This window comes from Kitasatospora sp. NPDC101183, assembly GCF_044767945.1.
Classification (GTDB): domain Bacteria; phylum Actinomycetota; class Actinomycetes; order Streptomycetales; family Streptomycetaceae; genus Kitasatospora.
In genome coordinates this window covers 93,568-110,038 of record NZ_JBIWOW010000004.1, presented here as the reverse complement: position 1 = coordinate 110,038, position 16,471 = coordinate 93,568, and the positions used below count along the sequence as shown (strand labels likewise).

The window sequence follows — 16,471 nt, the reverse complement described above, 5'->3', positions numbered from 1 at the left end:
ACCCGGTTGCGTCCGGCAGGGGCTCACACGCTGCGGTCGGCGAGGACCTCGCGCAGCACGTGCCGGGCGTTGGCGGTGCGCGCCGGGTCGGTGTGCCGGTAGTACGGGATGGTGACCACCGCGATGGAGAGGGCCCAGGCGCGCCCCCGGGCCCAGGTGGCGTCGTCGACCGCGAGGGCGGCGCGGAAGGCGGGGCGGACGGAGGCGGGCAGCAGGTTCCAGGCCACGATCAGGTCGGAGGTCGGGTCCCCGACCCCCATCAGGGCGAAGTCGACGACGGCGGCCAGCCGCCCGGCCCGGTTGACCAGCAGGTTGCCCGGGGTGAGGTCCCCGTGCATCCACACCGGCGGGCCGGAGTGCTCGGGAAGGCGAAGCGCCTTGTCCCACAGGGCCGTTGCGGCGGCCCCGTCGATCGCGCCGCCCAACTGCGCGATGGCCGCCCGGGTCGCGCCGTCCCGCGAGGCCAGCGGCACGCTGCGGTGCCCGGCCGGGCCGCCGGACGGATTGGCGGAGCGCAGCGCGGAGAGGAACCCGGCGAGGTCCCGGGCGAGCCCGGAGGGCGCGGCCACCGCCCCGGCGGACGGGTTGGCGCCGGGGAGCCAGCGCAGCACCGACCACTCCCACGGGTACCCGGCGGCGGGCTTGCCGACCGCGAGCGGCACGGGTATCGGCACCGGGAGCCGTGGCGCCAGCCGGTGCAGCCACTGCTGCTCCCGCCGGACGTCCCCGGCCGCCCACTCCACCCGGGGCAGCCGGACGGCGAGTTCGGGCCCGAGCCGGAACATCGCATTGTCACCGAGAGGACCGGTCGCACCTGTCACACCGGTGGTCGCACCCGTCACACCGCCCACGGGCGTCACCGATGTCACCGGCGTCACCGGCAGGCCCGTCCACTGCGGGAACTGGGCGGAGAGCAACCGCCGCACCAGGGCCGCGTCGAGGGCCGGTTCGGCGGAGTGCATCCGGGCGGCAGCGCACATGCCCGGCAGTGTACGGCGGCGCCCGCGGCCGTTCCGTCGCATTCCCGAACTGTGCACACTCGTGCGCAGCTCGCGCACAACGGCCGCCGGAACGGCCCCGCCCGCAGGCCCGGAGAGCCCGCGCCACGCCCGGCGGCGCAGGGTGCGGCCGGGAGCCCTCACCGGCACCTGCCAGAATGCAGGGCGTAGGGCGACAGCACTGAAGGAGAAGGTGACCGGCTTCGTGACCACGCCAGTCGAACAGGGGGCCCGGCAGGCCCAGCAGGCGATCGAGCGGAAGATCGCCGAGGAACTGGGCGTCCGCGAGGGGCAGGTGAAGGCGGCCGTCGACCTTCTCGACGGCGGCGCGACCGTCCCCTTCGTGGCCCGCTACCGCAAGGAGGCCACCGACTCGCTGGACGACGCCCAGCTGCGCTCCCTCGAGGAGCGGCTGCGCTACCTGCGCGAGTTGGAGGAGCGCCGGGCGGCCGTCCTGGAGTCCATCGAGGCCCAGGGCAAGCTGGACGACGCGCTGCGCGCCAGGGTGCTCGCCGCCGACTCCAAGGCCCGTCTGGAGGACATCTACCTCCCGTTCAAGCCCAAGCGCCGCACCAAGGCCCAGATCGCCCGCGAGGCCGGCCTGGAGCCCCTGGCCGACACCCTGCTCGCCGACCCCTCCCAGGACCCGGCCGCGCTCGCCGCGCAGTACCTCAACGAGTCGGTGGCGGACGGGAGCGCGGCCCTGGAGGGCGCCCGGGCGATCCTCGTCGAGCGCTTCGGCGAGGACGCCGACCTGGTGGGCTCGCTGCGCGAGCGGATGTGGACGCGCGGGCGCGTGGTCGCCACCGTCCGCGACGGCAAGGAGGGCGACGGCGCCAAGTTCGCCGACTACTTCGACTTCGCCGAGCCGTACACCAAGCTCCCCTCGCACCGCATCCTGGCGATGCTGCGCGGCGAGAAGGAGGAGGTGCTCGACCTCGAACTCTCCCCGTACGACGGCGAGTCCGAGGGCGACCTGCCCGGCGAGAACGACTACGAGCAGCGCATCGCCGCCCGCTTCGGCGTCGCCGACCACGGCCGCCCGGGCGACAAGTGGCTGGGCGACACCGTCCGTTGGGCCTGGCGCACCCGCATCCTGGTGCGCCTGGGCATCGACCTGCGCTCGCGGCTGCGCGCCGAGGCCGAGGAGGAGGCGGTGCGCGTCTTCGCCGCCAACCTGCGCGACCTCCTGCTCGCCGCCCCGGCCGGCACCCGCGCCACCATGGGCCTGGACCCGGGCTTCCGCACCGGCGTGAAGGTCGCCGTGGTGGACGCCACCGGCAAGGTCCTCGCGTACGAGACGATCTACCCGCACCAGCCCGCCAACAAGTGGGACGCGTCGATCAACTCCCTGGCGGTGCTGGCGAAGAAGCACGACGTGGACCTCGTCGCGATCGGCAACGGCACCGCCTCCCGCGAGACCGACAAGCTCGCCGAGGACCTGATCAAGCGCCACCCCGAGCTCAAGCTCACCAAGGCGATGGTCAGCGAGGCCGGCGCCTCCGTCTACTCGGCCTCCGCCTTCGCCTCCCAGGAGCTGCCGGAGCTGGACGTGTCGATCCGCGGTGCGGTCTCCATCGCCCGCCGCCTCCAGGACCCGCTGGCCGAACTCGTCAAGATCGACCCCAAGTCGATCGGCGTCGGCCAGTACCAGCACGACCTCAGCGAGGTGAAGCTCTCGCGCTCGCTGGACGCCGTGGTCGAGGACTGCGTCAACGCCGTCGGCGTGGACGTGAACACCGCCTCGGCGCCGCTGCTGACGAGGGTCTCCGGCATCACCGGCACGCTGGCCGACAACATCGTGGCCCACCGCGACGCCAACGGCCCGTTCCGCACCCGCAAGCAGCTCAAGGACGTGGCCCGGCTGGGCCCCAAGGCCTTCGAGCAGTGCGCCGGCTTCCTGCGCATCCCCGGCGGCGACGACCCGCTGGACGCCTCCAGCGTGCACCCCGAGGCGTACCCGGTGGTGCGCCGCATCCTCGCCTCCACCGGCGGGGAGCTGCGCGAGCTGATCGGCAACGGCGAGCGGCTGCGCGCCCTGCGCCCGGCCGACTTCGCCGACGACACCTTCGGCGTGCCGACCGTCACCGACATCCTCGGCGAGCTGGACAAGCCCGGGCGCGACCCCCGCCCGGCCTTCCGCACCGCGACCTTCAAGGAGGGCGTCGACAAGATCGGCGACCTGGAGGTCGGCATGGTGCTGGAGGGCGTGGTCACCAACGTCGCCGCCTTCGGGGCCTTCGTCGACGTGGGCGTCCACCAGGACGGGCTGGTGCACGTCTCGGCGCTGTCGCGGAACTTCGTCAAGGACCCGCGCGAGGTGGTCAAGCCCGGGGACATCGTCAAGGTGCGGGTGCTGACGGTGGACGTGCCGCGCAAGCGGATCGGGCTCACGCTGCGGCTGGACGACGAGGTCGGGCGCGAGCGGGGCGAGCGCGGCGGTGACCGTGGAGGCGAGCGTGGCGGCGAGCGCGGTGAGCGCCAGGCCCGCCCGCCGCGACAGGAGCGCCGCGGCGGTGGCCAGGGCGGTCAGGACAGGCGCAGCGGCGGCGGCCAGGACAGGAGCGGCGCCCCCGCCCCCGCCAACGGCGCCATGGCCGACGCGCTGCGCCGCGCGGGCCTCACCGGCGGCAGCAGCGGCAACGGCGGCGGCGGGAAGAACGACCGCCGCTCCGGGCGCCGCTGAGCGGGCACGCGACGCACGCGACACACGCGACAACGGCCGGGGGGGGGGGGGGGGGGGCCCCCCCCCCCCGCCCCGCCGGGGGCCCCCCCCGCCCCGGCCCCCCCCCCCCGGGCCCCGGGGCCCCGCCCCCCCGCCCCCCGGCGGCGACCCCCCCCCCGCCCCCCCCCCGCCCCCCCGGCGGGGGGGGGGGGGCCCCCCCCCCCCGCCCCCGGCCGTTCCGGTCACACGGTCATACGGTCACACCAGCAGCTTGTCCTTGGCCCGCTGGAACTCCTCGTCGGAGATCAGCCCCCGCGTGTGCAGGTCCGCCAACGCCGCGAGGTCGTCGACGTGCGTGCGGGGGCCGCCTGCCTCCGGCGTCGCCGCGTCCCTGATGTACGCCTTGACGGCGGCCTCCGTCTGCTGGGCCTGGGAGAGGTCCCGCTTGTGCATCGAGTCGCCGCGGGCGATCAGGTACGCGATCACGCCGATCAGCGGCAACAGGATCACCAGGACCAGCCAGCCGGCCTTGCCCCAGCCGCTCAGATCATGGCTGCGGAAGATGTCCGTGATGATCTTGAACAGCAGGAAGATCCAGAGGATCCAGAGGAACAGCTCCAGCATCGTCCAGAAGATGTTCAGCAGCGGGTAGTCCGCAGCGAGCTGAGAAGCGAGGTGATAGGTGCCCATGGCCGAGAAATATCACCGCAAACCGGGCAGGGCCTGCTGATGCTCGGCCGTTCGAGTGATGCCTAGCCCCGCCCGGCGCGCCGCCGCAGCTCCACCGCCAGGCCGATCAGCTCGGCCCACCACTCCTCGTGCGAGGTCAGCAGCAGCCGCTGCGCCTCCTCCGCCGTCACCGTGCGGACCTCGACGACCTGCTCGCCGTCCTCCGGGTTGGTTGGCGTGGAGTCGACCACGACGTCCGCCCAGCCCCACAGCCAGGCCTTCTCCGGGTGCGGCTGCCACGGCCGGTACGGCACCGGGTCGTCCGTGCGGCAGCGGTGCGCGCCGAGCCAGTCCGGCTCACCGAGCAGCCGGGCGCCCGCCTCCTCGCGCAGCTCGCGGGTCAGACAGGACAGCACGCTCTCGTCCTTCTCCCGCGTGCCGCCGGGCAGGAACCAGTGGTCGCGGTCGTCCCGGCACAGCACCACGCCGCCGTCCTGGAAGCCGACCACGTGGATGTTGGTCACCAGACCGTCCGGCGGCAGGACCGTGGAGAACAGGGCGTCGTAGCGCCCCCAGGTCCAGTACTGCGGCGCGTGCAACGCCGGGAAGAGGGAGGCGAGTTCGGCGGCTCTGTCGGAGGTCTCGGGGTCGGCCCGGTGCGTGGTGTCGGTCATTCGGTGATCGTAGTGCCGGCCGGGAAACGGCGGGGGGCGCTGGGATGGACGATGGTCACCGCAGGGGCGGAGGCAGAGGCGGAGGCAGGTACGGACGTGGAGGCCGAGGCCGCGCGGGGCCGGTGCAGCACCGGCTCGGCCGGGGAGACCGTCCAACTCCCCAGCGCGATCTCGGCGGTGATCCCCGGTCCGAACCCGGCGATCAGCCCCGGGGTGCCCTCCGCGACGCCGCCCTCGGCGAAGAGCCGGGCCAGGGCGTCGAAGACGACGGCGCTGGCGATGTTGCCCCGCTCGGTGAGGGTGGCCCGGCTGTGCCGGAAGGCGGCGGGCTCCAGGTCGAGGTAGTGGCACAGGTCGTCGAGGATGCGCGGCCCGCCCGCGTGGACGATGTAGAAGCCCAACCCCGAGACGTCCCACCGGTGTTCGTCGGCGAGCGCGCGCAGTGCGGGGGCGAGCATCGCCATGGTGCCGGGCACCCGCTTGTCCAGCTGGAAGTGGAAGCCCGTCTCCCGCACCCCGTACGAGATCCAGCCCTCGGTGTCCGGGACGAGGTGCGAGCCGTTGCGTTCGAGCCGGATGCCGTGGCCGCCCTCCCCGCGCACCACGACGGCCGCGATCGCGTCCCCGAACAGGCCGTTGGAGAGCAGCGAGCCGACGCCGAGGTCGGTGGGCTGGTAGCAGAGCGAGCAGAACTCGCAGGCCACGATGAGGACGTTGGCGCCCGGGTAGGCGCGGCAGAAGTCGTGCGCGCGGCTGACGGCGGCGCCGCCGGCCGCGCAGCCGAGCTGGGCGATCGGCACCTGGCGGGTGTCGGAGCGGAAGCCCATGGTGTTGATCAGCCAGGCCGTCATGGAGGGCATCATGAAGCCGGTGCAGGAGACGTAGACGATCAGGTCGACGTCCCTCGCGTCCAACTCGGCGTGTGCGAGCGCCTGTTCGACGACCTCGGGCACGCGGCGCTTGGCCTCGCGCTCGTACACCTCGTTGCGGGCGGCGAAGCCCGGGTGGGTGAGGGTCCGCTCGATCGGCTGGACGAGATGGCGGGTGCGCACGCCGGTGTTCTCGATCAGCCGCAGGGCGAGGCCGAGTTGGGGATGGCCGGCGTGGAGGGTGCGGGCCAGGTCGAGGGTCTCGTCGAGGGTGATGACGTGCTCGGGCACGGCGACGGCGGGGCGGCAGAGTGTGGCCATGGCGTGGGTTTCCCCCAGGGTCGGGCGGTGTGGTGGGGGAGGGCTACCAGGCGAGCGGCAGCGTCTGCGGGAAGCGCCAGATGGAGCCGGAGTTCCAGTCGAGCTCGGAGGGGTCGACGGCCAGGCGCAGCCGGGGGAAGCGCCGCAGCAGCGTCCCGATGGCGACCTGGAGCTCCATCAGGGCGAGGTGCGAACCGAGGCAGCGGTGCTGGCCGTGGCCGAAGGTCATGTTGACGGGCCCCTCGGTGCGGTCGAGGTCCAGCACGTCGGGGTCGTCGTAGGCGGCCGGGTCGCGGTTGGCGGTGAGGTACGAGACGTGGACGGGCTCGCCGGCGCGGATCAGCACCCCGCCCACCTCCACGTCCTCCAGGGCGACGCGGGCGATGCCGACGCCCTGGCGGAAGGGGATGAAGCGCAGCAGCTCCTCCAGGGCCTGTGGCAGCGCCTCGGGCCGGGTGCGGAGCTTGGCGAGCTGCTCGGGGTGGGTGAGCAGGGTGTAGGTGATGTTGCTCAGCTGGTAGGTGCTGGTGTCGTGGCCGGTGACCAGCAGGACCATGGCCATGACGGCGAGTTCGTCGTCCGTCAGCTCCTCCTCGCCGTCGCGGGCGACGGCGAGGGCGCTGATCAGGTCCTCGCCGGGGGCGGCGCGGCGGGCGGCGGTGAGGGTGGTGAAGTAGGCGCGCAGGCCGGCCTTGGCCTCCTCCTGGCCCTCCCGGCTGCCGGGGCCCATCCGCATCATCGCGACGGCCCGGGCCCGGAGTTGGTCGCGGTCCTCCTCGGGGACCTCCAGCAGTTCGCAGATGGTGTGCAGCGGGAGCCGGGAGGAGAGGAAGTGCGTGAGGTCGGCGGGGGCGCCGTGCTCCTCCATCTCGTCCAGGTACCCGTCGACGACGGCCTGCGTCCGGGGGCGCATCCGCTCGACCTGGCGGTTGGTGAAGCCCTGGGCGACGAGGCGGCGCAGCCGGTTGTGGGCGGGCGGGTCCATCAGGTTGATGGACTCGGCCTGGGCGATCGCGGCGGGTGTCATGCGCGGGAGGTCCCGGCCGATGCCGGCGGCGCGGCTGAACCGGCGGTCGGTGGTGACGAGTTTGACGTCCTCGTAGCGGGTGACGAGCCAGGCCTCGCCCTCGCCGTGCGGCAGGCGGACCCGGGCGACCGGGGCCTCGGTGAGCAGCCGCTTGAGGAGGGGGTCGAACTCCAGGCCGTCGGTGTGGTGGAAGGGGCAGTCCCACACGGGGGCGGTGGTGGTCACGGGCCAGTCCAATGGTCTTCGTCATGCGGGGAGGCGCCGGCCCGGACGGTGTGTCACCGCCCGGGTACGGACATGCCGATGTTCCCCCATGAACTGGCAAAAATGTGAATCCTCCGAACTGTTCGCCCCATCGAGTGAGATGGATGATTGTCCGACGAACTATCTGGATCTGTAGGGGAGTTGACGGTCAGTCGTCCGATCCGCCCGGCGACACCAGTCCGGTCTCGTAGGCCAGGACCACCGCCTGCGCCCGGTCGCGCAGGTTCAACTTGGCGAAGATCCGGGCGACATGGGTCTTCACCGTCGACTCGCTGAGGGTCAGTTCGGCCGCCAGTTCGGTGTTGGACAGTCCGCGCCCGAGCAGGGCGAGCACCTCCGCCTCGCGCGGGGTGAGCGGCGCGAGGTCGCGGTGCAGCCGGGGCGCGGCGGACGCGGAGGCCGGGTCGAGGGCGCCCGCCGCGAAGCGCTCGACCAGGCGCCGGGTGATCGAGGGGGCGAGCAGCGCGTCGCCCGTGTCGACCAGGCGGACGGCGGCCGCCAGGTGCGCCGAGGTGACGTCCTTGAGTAGGAAGGCGCTCGCCCCGGCCGAGAGCGCCGCGTAGACGTACTGGTCGAGGTCGAAGGTGGTCAGCATGATCACCCGGCAGCCCGGGACCCGGGCCAGGATGCGGCGGGCCGCCTCCAGGCCGTCCATCACGGGCATCCGGATGTCCAGCAGGGCGACGTCCGGCCGGTGGGCGACGGCCGCGGCCACCGCCTCGGCGCCGTCGCCCGCCTCGGCGACCACGTCGATGCCGCGCGCCGTGAGGATCATCCGGAAACCGGTGCGGACCAGTTCCTGGTCGTCGGCGATCACCACCCGGGGGCGGCGCGGCTGCTGCACGGCGTCCTCTGTCACGGCGTCCTCCGTCACGGCCCCTCCAGTGGGATGCGCGCCCGGACCCGGAAGCCGCCGCCGAGCCGGCGCCGGGCGTCCAGGTCCCCTCCGTACACCGCGACGCGCTCGCGCAGGCCGACCAGCCCGCGCCCCGCGCCGTCCGGCCGGGGCTCCCCGGCCGGACGGCGCGGGGCGCCCGAGAGCACGCTCGGGCCGCTGTTGAGCACCTCCACCCGCAGGTAGTGGTCCGCGTACCGCACCGTCACCTCCGCCGTCACCCCGCCCGCGTGCTTGAGCGCGTTGGTCAGCGCCTCCTGGACGATCCGGTACGCCGTCACGTCCACCCCGCCCGGCAGCGGCCTCGGCTCGCCCGAGATCCGCACCTCCACCGGCAGCCCGGCGAAGGCGAACCGGTCGATCAGCGGGCTCAGCCGGCTCAGGCTCGGCTGCGGGGCGAAGCCGTCCGCGCCCGCGCCCCCGTCCGTACCGGGCTCCGAGCCGTCCGCCGCCGGGGCGAGCAGGCCGAGCAGGTGGCGCAGCTCCGTCATCGTGTCCCGACCCGCCGCTTCGACGGCGGCCATCGCGGCCGCCGCCTCCTTCGGCATCGTCTCCAGCACCTCGCGCGCGGCCCCGGCCTGGACCACCATCAGGCTCACGTTGTGGCTGACGATGTCGTGCAACTCGGCGGCGATCCGCGCCCGTTCGGCGTCCACGGCCGTACGGGCGGCGCTCTCCCGCTCCCGTTCCAGCAGCCAGCCGCGCTCGCCCGCCGCCGTGCGGTGGCGCCTGCGCGTCCGGGCCAGCGCCACCGCCAGCCAGAGCGCGACGGCGCCCGCCGCCCCGGCCGCCGCGAGGGCCGCCCATGTCATCCCCGTTCCCCACACGCCGGAAAGCTTCGCAGGTCATCACATGATCCACATCATCCGGGGGTGCCGCCCGGATACATCCCCGGTACTACGGTCCGACCGGGTTACATCCGGGGTGGGACGCCCGGCCGAGGCGGCCGCGCCTACGGTCGTCCACCATGAGCAACGACCACGACGGGACCACCCGGGCCGACGACGCGCAGGTCGTCGTCGAGCTGACCGGCGTCCACAAGGAGTTCGGCGACGCCAAGGCGCTCGACGGCGTCGACCTGCGCATCCGCGCCGGCGAGGCGGTCGCCGTGATGGGCCCCTCCGGCTGCGGCAAGTCCACCCTGCTGAACATGGTGGCCGGCCTCGACCGGCCCACCGCCGGGACGGTACGGGTCCAGGGCCAGGACCTCGGCGCCCTCAACGAGACCGGGCTGGCGCTGTTCCGCCGCCGCAACATCGGCATGATCTTCCAGTTCTTCAACCTGATCGACGACCTGCCGGCCCTCGACAACGTCGCCCTGGCCGCCCAGCTCACCGGCACCACCGCCCGCCAGGCCCGCCGCCGCGCCCTCGAACTGCTCGACGAACTCGGCGTCGCCCACCGCAAGGACGTCTACCCCGCCACCCTCAGCGGCGGCGAGCGCCAGCGCGTGGCCGTCGCCCGGGCGCTGATGAACCGCCCGGCGCTGCTGCTCGCCGACGAGCCCACCGGCGCGCTGGACAGCCGCTCCGGCGAGCAGGTGATGGACCTGCTCATCGACCTCAACCAGATCGGGCAGACCCTGCTGATCGTCACCCACGACCCCAACCTGGCCACCCGCTGCGCCAGCCGCCTGGTCGAGGTCGAGGACGGGCGGGTCGCGCGCGAGCGGGCCCTGGAGGCGAGCGCATGACCGGCGCGGTGTGGCGGGCCTCCCGGGCCGCCGTGAAACGGCGCAGGCTCCAGACCTTCGTCATCGGACTGGTGGTGCTCTGCTCCACCACCACCGTCGTCCTCGCCCTCGCGGTGATCAGCGCCGCCCGGGCCCCCTTCGACACGGCCTTCGACGGCCAGCGCGGCGCCCACGTCGTCGCCGCGTTCGACCCGGCCAAGGCTCCGGCGGACCGGTTGGCCGCCACCGCCCACCGGCCGGGCGTCGAGGCGGCGGAGGGCCCGTTCCCGCAGGCCGTCCTGCGGATGCCCGTCGACTGGTACGGCCGCCCGCCCGGCCCGCTCACCCTGACCGGCCGCGCGGACCCGGCTCACGGCTCGGTGGACCGACCCCAGTTGCTGGCCGGCCGCTGGGCCGCCGCGCCCGGCGAGGTGGTCATCCAGCAGCCCTTCGCCGGCTACCCCGACAACGCGCTCGACAGGCCGCTCCCCGGCCAACCCGGGCTGACCGTCGTCGGCTTCGCCAGCAGCATGAGCGAGTCCACCGGCGGCTGGGTCACCCCCGAGGGGATCGAGGCCCTGCACCCCACCGCCCTGCAGATGCTCTACCGCTTCTCGGACGCCGACAGCGAGCAGCGGCTCACCGCCGCGCTGAACACGGCCACCGAGGGGCTGCCCAAGGAGGCGCTCGTCAGCGGGCAGTCCTACCTCAAGCTCAAGCAGGCGTTCTCCTCCGGCGCCGACGCCTACCTCCCGGTGATGACCGTCTTCGGCGTCCTCGGCCTGGTCGTCGCCGTGCTGATCGTCGGCAACGTGGTCAGCGGCGCGGTCGTCTCCGGGTACCGGCACATCGGCGTGCTCAAGTCGATCGGCTTCACCCCGCGCCAGGTCCTCGTGGTCTACCTGACCATGGTCTCCGTGCCCGCCCTCGCGGGCACCGTCCTGGGCACGGCGGCGGGCTGGGCGCTCGCCGGGCCGATCCTGAAGACGGCGTTCACCGGCATCATGACCGGCACCGCCGTCATCGAGCCGGCCGGCTGGCTGCCCGCCGCCACCCTGCTCGGCGTCCCGCTGCTCGTCGCCCTCGCCGCCGCCGTCCCCGCCTCCCGGGCGCACCGGCTCTCCGCCACCGAGGCGATCTCCGCCGGCAGCGCGCCGCGCGCCGGGCGCGGGCTCAAGGTGCAGCGCTGGCTCAGCGGCACGAGACTGCCGCGCGCCGTCAGCCTCGGCCTCGGGCAGCCCTTCGCCCGCCCGGCCCGCAGCGCGCTCACCATGTCGGCGATCGTCCTCGGCGTCGTCACCGTCACCGTCAGCACCGGGCTCAGCAGCACCCTGATCCGCGCCGTCGGCCCGGGCGGCGACGACACCGGCACCCACACCTACGTCCACGTCCAGACCGGCCACTTCGCCCACGGCAACGCGGCCGCGTCCAAGCTGACCCCGGCCCGGATCGAGGCCCTGCTGCGCACCACCCCCGGCGCGGAGCGGGTCACCACCCGGGGGCTCGCCCAGGCCACCCTGGTCGGCTTCAACCAGCCCGTCTTCATCGACTTCTACGGCGGCGACGAGGCGGCCCGGAAGCTGCACGCCGTCGAGGGGCGGGACGCCACGGGGCCCGGTGAGGTCCAGGCCGGGCCCGCCTTCCTCGACCAGCGCGGCCTCAAGCTCGGCGACCGGATCACCGTCGACCTCGACGGCCGGCAGCAGACCCTCACCATCGTCGGCGGCGAACTCCAGGGCAACGCCCGGTCGATCACCACCAACGACGCCACCAGGGCCCTGTTCACCGAGGACGGGCACGTCGTCGAGTACTACATACGGCTCGCGGCGGGCGCCGACGCGGCCGCGTACACCAAGGCCGTCACGGACGGGGACCCGAGCCTCGTGGCCGACGTGACCGAGGTGACCATGACCGGGCCGGTCGCCGCGATCATCACCTTCAGCACCATCTTCACCATCCTGCTGTCGGTGGTCGCCTCCCTCGGCGTCTTCAACACCGTGCTGCTCAACATCCGCGAACGCCGCCGCGACCTGGGCATGTTGAAGTCGATCGGGATGACGCCCCGGCAGGTCGTCGTCATGACCGTCACCTCGGTGGCCTGGCTCGGCGCGCTCAGCGGGGCGATCGGCATCCCGCTCGGCATCCTGGCGCACCGGCTCATGGCGCACAGCATCCGCATCATCGACTTCCCCGAGTCGATGGTCGACGTCTGGGGCGCGCCGCTGCTCGCCGGGCTCGCCTGCGCGGGCGTGGCGATCGCCGTCCTCGGTGCCCTCGTCCCGGCGCGCTCGGCGGCGCGGCTGCCGATCGCGGAGGTGCTGCACAACGAGTGAGCGGTGCACGGGGGTAGGGGGCGGCCGACGTGGCCGCCCCCTCGCGTGTTTCCTGACGCCCGATCAGCGCTCGACGTGAGGGCGCCTATCATCGCGGCATGGCCACCGCTGAGCTGATCCGCATCGTCTCCCGCTCCTCGCCCATGGCGCTCGCCCAGGTCGAGCGGGTCCGCGCCGAACTCGCCGCCCTGCACCCGGGGGCGCGCACCCAGGTCGTCCCCGTCACCACCTCGGGCGACCGCTGGATGGGTGATCTCGCACGCCTCGGCGGCAAGGGCGCGTTCACCAAGGAGGTGGACGCCGCGCTGCTCGCGGGGGAGGCCGACGTCGCCGTGCACTGCCTCAAGGACGTGCCCGCCGACCGCCCGCTGCCCGCCGGGACGGTCTTCTCCGCGTACCTGCGCCGCGACGACATCCGCGACGCCCTCGTCCACTCCGGCGGGCTCACCCTCGACGAGCTGCCGGCCGGCGCCCGGATCGGCACCTCCTCGGTGCGCCGCATCGCCCAACTCGCCGCCTCCCACCCGCACCTGGACTGCGTGCCGATGCGCGGCAACGCCAACAGCCGCCTCGCCAAGCTGGCGGCGGGCGAGGCGGACGCCCTGCTGCTCGCCGTCTCCGGCCTGGAGCGGATCGGCGAGCAGGGCCGGATCACGGACGTCCTCGGCGTCGACACGATGTGCCCGCCGATCGGCGCGGGCATCCTCGTCCTCCAGTGCCGCGAGGGTGACAGCGCCACGATCGACGCCGTCACCGGCCTCGGCCACCACGACACCTGGCGCGAGGCGGCGGCCGAGCGGATGTTCCTGCACGTCCTCCAGGGCCACTGCAACAGCCCCATCGCCGGGTACGCCGCGGCGGAGGCGGACGGCCGACTCTCCCTGCGCGGACGGGTGTTCAGCCCCGACGGCAAGCGGGTGCTGGACGCCCACGAGTGGGCCGGTGCCCTGGACCCGGAGGACCTGGGCACCTCGGTGGCGCTGGCGCTCCAGCGGCAGGGCGCCCAGGAGTTGATCGCGGGCATCCCGCACTGAGCCGGGCCCTCATGGCGATCTCTTTGCTCACGTGAACTGGTCCGGCGCGCTTTCAGCTGTAATGATTCGAGGGCGCGCGCAAGGCAGTTGACGATAAGTCAGGGGCAAGGCCCGTCGGGGGTGGACGTGGAGCCGTTGAGACCGACCGATCCGACCGTGATCGGTGGCCGCTACCGGCTGTTGGCCCGGCTCGGTGCCGGCGGGATGGGGGTCGTCTACCTGGGCCGTTCGCCCGGCGGGCGGCTGGTGGCGGTCAAGTGCGTGCACTGGGACCTCGCCACCGACCCGGGCTTCCGGCGGCGCTTCACCCGGGAGCTGGAGGCCGCCCGGAGGGTCGGCGGCTTCCACACCGCCCAGGTGGTCGACGCCGACACCGAGGGTGACCCGCCCTGGATCGTCACCGCGTACATCCCGGGGCCCTCCCTCACCGAGGCCGTCGCCGAGCACGGGCCTCTGCCCGAACCGGTGTTGAGGATCCTCGGCGCCGGCCTCGCCGAGGCGCTGGCGGCCGTCCACGCCGCCGGGCTGGTGCACCGCGACCTCAAGCCGTCCAACGTCCTGCTCGGCGAGGACGGCCCCCGGGTCATCGACTTCGGCATCGCCCGGGCGCTGGACGGCGCCTCGATCACCCGCACCCAGACGGTCATCGGCACCCCCGGCTACATGGCGCCCGAACAGATCGCGGGCGGTGAACTCGGCCCGGCCTGCGACCTGTTCAGCCTCGGCCGGGTGCTCTGCCACGCGGCCGGCGCCGACCCGTACGGGGCCGGCACACCGCAGGTGCTGCTGTACCGGATCATGAACGCGGAGCCGGATCTGAGCGGGGTGCCCGTCACCCTGCGCCCGCTCGTCGCCGCCTGCCTCGCCCGTCGGCCGGAGGACCGGCCGACACCCGGGCAGGTGCTCGCCCTGCTCGGGCCGCCCGCGTACGGCGGGCCGAGCGGCTCCTGGCTGCCGGAGCCGCTGCGGTTACGGGCGCAGGTGCCCGTGCCTGCGCCCGTGCCCGCTCCCGTGCCTCTGCCCGCACCGGTTCCGGCCACGCCGACCGCCGTGGTGCGGCCGCCCGTACGGCGCTGGCGGCGCCCCTGGGTGCTGGTGCCGAGCGCCCTCGCGCTGGTCGCGGCGGCCGTGGTGGTGCCGCTCTCCCTGACGGACGACACGAAGGCCAAGGGGTCCGGGCTGACCAACGACGGGTTCGTCGTCGCCAAGGACGGCGGCGGCTCGCCCGACTGCGTCATGGGCGGGATCAGCGGCGCGGGCGGGGCCGTCGACGCCGGCCAGGGCCCGCCCCGGACCGTCCCCTCCGGCACCCCGCACCCGCCGACGCTCGGGACCCCGGCGCACGCGGACTCGATGGAGCCGGGCCAGGCCGTCGAGCTCACCTGGACCAGGACCGGCTCGGTCACCAGGGTGTTCACCGCCTTGGCCGGAAGCTCCGACTGGAGGGCCTCCGGCTGGCTGGCCACCGCCTCCTGCACCTTCCGCCCCAGCGAGACCGGGCTCTACCAGTGGGCCGTGCTCAGCGCCGACGGCGCCACGGGCACCGTCAGCAGCGGCTGGAGCGAGGTCCGCTACCTCGACGTCCGCCCGCCCGGCACCCCCGGCTCGGTGAAGGGGCTCGGCATCCCTGCGGCCCCGGTGCTGGTGGCCCCGTCGGACCAGGCCGGGGCGAAGGCCGGGCAGCCGATCCAACTGAGCTGGGCCAGCCCGGAGAAGCACGCCGACGTGAGCATCCTGGCGCCGGGCGCCAAGGACTGGCAGCGGATGCCCTGGCAGGACGGCACCACGTTCCTGTACACCCCGCCGACGCCCGGCACCTACCTGTGGGTGGTGGACGTGCTGGGGCAGACCGCCTGCAAGGCCGTCCAGTGCGTGGGCCCGTCGAGCGAGCAGCGGTACCTGATCGTGCAGTGAGTGCAGTGAGGGCCCGCCGCCCAGAACCGCGCGGGTGTTCGGGGCGTCCGTTGAAGCGTGATTTCTGCTGTGCTCGGCGGGATGCCGATGTTCTGGCCCGGGCTCCTGCTCTCGCTGGTCCCGGCGGCCCTGCTGAACCGGCCGGTGGGGCGGGCGCTGCGGGCGCACTGGGTGGTGGGGTTCGTGCTGCTGCTCGGGCTGGGCGGGGTGCTCACGGCGACGCTGCTGCCGGAGGCGTTCCAGCTGTCGGCGGGCGGGGCGCGGCACTGCGAGGTGGCGGGCGCCCGGCACCGGGGGCTGCACGAGGTGCTGGCCGCGCCGCACCTGGGGATCAAGCTGGCGGCCTTCGCCGTGGTGGGCCTGGCGGCCACGCTCGCCGGGAGCCGCCGGCGGGCCGCGGCGGTGCTGGTGGGCGCGGTCGCCCTGCCGTTCGCGGTGGCGGCCGTACGGTACGCGGTGCCCGCGATCGGGCGGCCGTGCGACGCCCAGGACGTCTGGGACGGCCTCCAGGGCGTGGCGCTGGGTGCCCTCCTCGGCCTGGCGGCCCGCCCGCTGGCCCGGGTGCGGTCCGGGCTGCGGGCCCGGATGCGGGCTTAGAGCAGCGGGAAGAGCCGGGCCACGGCGGCGACAGGGCGCGCGTCGGCGGGGCGGGCCGCCGGGTCGGTGTCGCGGTGGCGGTACGGGGCGAGCAGGCGGCGGACGGCCTCGCCCACGGCGGCGAGTTCGGCGGGGGTCAGGTGCACGACGGCGCTGAACGCCTCGTCCTGCCGCCACTCGGCGGGGGCCTGCGCGCGCCGGGCGAGCCAGTGCTGGTAGCTCTCGTCCTCCAGTCCGCGGGCCAGTTCGCCGAAGTCCTCGTCCGGGAGCGGTGCTTCGGACGGCTGCGGCAGCCGCCAGGGCCGCGCCCGCCCGTCCACGGCCGGGGCCTCCTCGATGAGCCCGTGCCGTGCGAGTTGGCGCAGGTGGAAGGAGCAGAGGCCGGAGCTGTGACCGAGCGCGGCGGCGGCCTCGGTGGAGGTGAGGGTGCCGCGTTCGGCGAGCAGGCCGAGCAGCGCGGTGCGGACGGCGTGTTCGCGCAGGGCGTCGGAGGTCAGATCTTCGGTCACTTTGCAAAGTCTGCTACTTTGCAAAGCCGC

General features: G+C 74.3%; 14 protein-coding genes. 6 read left to right on the top strand and 8 right to left on the bottom strand.

Annotated features, from left to right (window positions below; genetic code table 11):
* Positions 1-23: 23 nt before the first annotated feature.
* Positions 24-980 (bottom strand): aminoglycoside phosphotransferase family protein, encoded by a 957-nt coding sequence (locus ACIRRS_RS06165; protein ID WP_402965800.1) that lies wholly within the window; start codon positions 978-980, stop codon positions 24-26.
* Between the two features lie 223 nt (positions 981-1,203).
* Between ACIRRS_RS06165 and ACIRRS_RS06160 the strand changes: the two genes are divergently transcribed.
* Positions 1,204-3,684, top strand: a complete 2,481-nt coding sequence (locus ACIRRS_RS06160) for a Tex family protein (RefSeq protein WP_402965797.1) — start codon at positions 1,204-1,206, stop codon at positions 3,682-3,684.
* A gap of 237 nt (positions 3,685-3,921) precedes the next feature.
* Here ACIRRS_RS06160 and ACIRRS_RS06155 read toward each other — a convergent pair whose 3' ends face one another.
* From ACIRRS_RS06155 to ACIRRS_RS06130, 6 genes are all read right to left on the bottom strand, one after another.
* On the bottom strand, positions 3,922-4,353 hold the full coding sequence (locus ACIRRS_RS06155; protein ID WP_402965794.1) for an SHOCT domain-containing protein: 432 nt from the start codon (positions 4,351-4,353) through the stop codon (positions 3,922-3,924).
* Between the two features lie 62 nt (positions 4,354-4,415).
* Positions 4,416-5,006, bottom strand: coding sequence for an NUDIX domain-containing protein (locus tag ACIRRS_RS06150; protein ID WP_402965791.1), 591 nt, complete (start codon positions 5,004-5,006; stop codon positions 4,416-4,418).
* Positions 5,003-6,196 (bottom strand): type III polyketide synthase, encoded by a 1,194-nt coding sequence (locus ACIRRS_RS06145; protein ID WP_402965788.1) that lies wholly within the window; start codon positions 6,194-6,196, stop codon positions 5,003-5,005. The genes ACIRRS_RS06150 and ACIRRS_RS06145 overlap by 4 nt, the downstream gene beginning before the upstream one ends.
* Before the next feature lie 43 nt (positions 6,197-6,239).
* Positions 6,240-7,448 (bottom strand): cytochrome P450, encoded by a 1,209-nt coding sequence (locus ACIRRS_RS06140; RefSeq protein ID WP_402965786.1) that lies wholly within the window; start codon positions 7,446-7,448, stop codon positions 6,240-6,242.
* Positions 7,449-7,635: 187 nt separating this feature from the next.
* Positions 7,636-8,346, bottom strand: a complete 711-nt coding sequence (locus ACIRRS_RS06135; protein ID WP_402965783.1) for a response regulator — start codon at positions 8,344-8,346, stop codon at positions 7,636-7,638.
* Positions 8,347-8,357: 11 nt separating this feature from the next.
* Positions 8,358-9,194 (bottom strand): sensor histidine kinase, encoded by an 837-nt coding sequence (locus ACIRRS_RS06130; RefSeq protein ID WP_402965780.1) that lies wholly within the window; start codon positions 9,192-9,194, stop codon positions 8,358-8,360.
* A 155-nt stretch (positions 9,195-9,349) separates the two neighbouring features.
* On the opposite strand from ACIRRS_RS06130, the gene ACIRRS_RS06125 reads away from it, so the two are divergent.
* From ACIRRS_RS06125 to ACIRRS_RS06105, 5 genes are all read left to right on the top strand, one after another.
* Positions 9,350-10,075, top strand: coding sequence for an ABC transporter ATP-binding protein (locus tag ACIRRS_RS06125; RefSeq protein WP_402965777.1), 726 nt, complete (start codon positions 9,350-9,352; stop codon positions 10,073-10,075).
* Positions 10,072-12,387 carry an FtsX-like permease family protein gene (locus ACIRRS_RS06120; RefSeq protein ID WP_402965774.1) on the top strand — a complete coding sequence of 772 codons (2,316 nt, stop codon included), beginning with the start codon at positions 10,072-10,074 and terminating at the stop codon, positions 12,385-12,387. Before ACIRRS_RS06125 ends, ACIRRS_RS06120 begins: the two co-directional genes overlap by 4 nt.
* Before the next feature lie 98 nt (positions 12,388-12,485).
* Positions 12,486-13,421, top strand: coding sequence for a hydroxymethylbilane synthase (hemC, locus tag ACIRRS_RS06115; protein WP_402965771.1), 936 nt, complete (start codon positions 12,486-12,488; stop codon positions 13,419-13,421).
* Positions 13,422-13,556: 135 nt separating this feature from the next.
* The gene (locus tag ACIRRS_RS06110; RefSeq protein WP_402965768.1) at positions 13,557-15,335 is read left to right on the top strand and encodes a serine/threonine-protein kinase; all 1,779 of its coding nucleotides are present in this window, start codon (positions 13,557-13,559) and stop codon (positions 15,333-15,335) included.
* Between the two features lie 57 nt (positions 15,336-15,392).
* Positions 15,393-15,932 (top strand): hypothetical protein, encoded by a 540-nt coding sequence (locus ACIRRS_RS06105; protein WP_402965765.1) that lies wholly within the window; start codon positions 15,393-15,395, stop codon positions 15,930-15,932.
* Here ACIRRS_RS06105 and ACIRRS_RS06100 read toward each other — a convergent pair.
* On the bottom strand, positions 15,929-16,441 hold the full coding sequence (locus ACIRRS_RS06100) for a helix-turn-helix domain-containing protein (RefSeq protein WP_402965762.1): 513 nt from the start codon (positions 16,439-16,441) through the stop codon (positions 15,929-15,931). The genes ACIRRS_RS06105 and ACIRRS_RS06100 overlap by 4 nt on opposite strands.
* Positions 16,442-16,471: the final 30 nt, after the last annotated feature.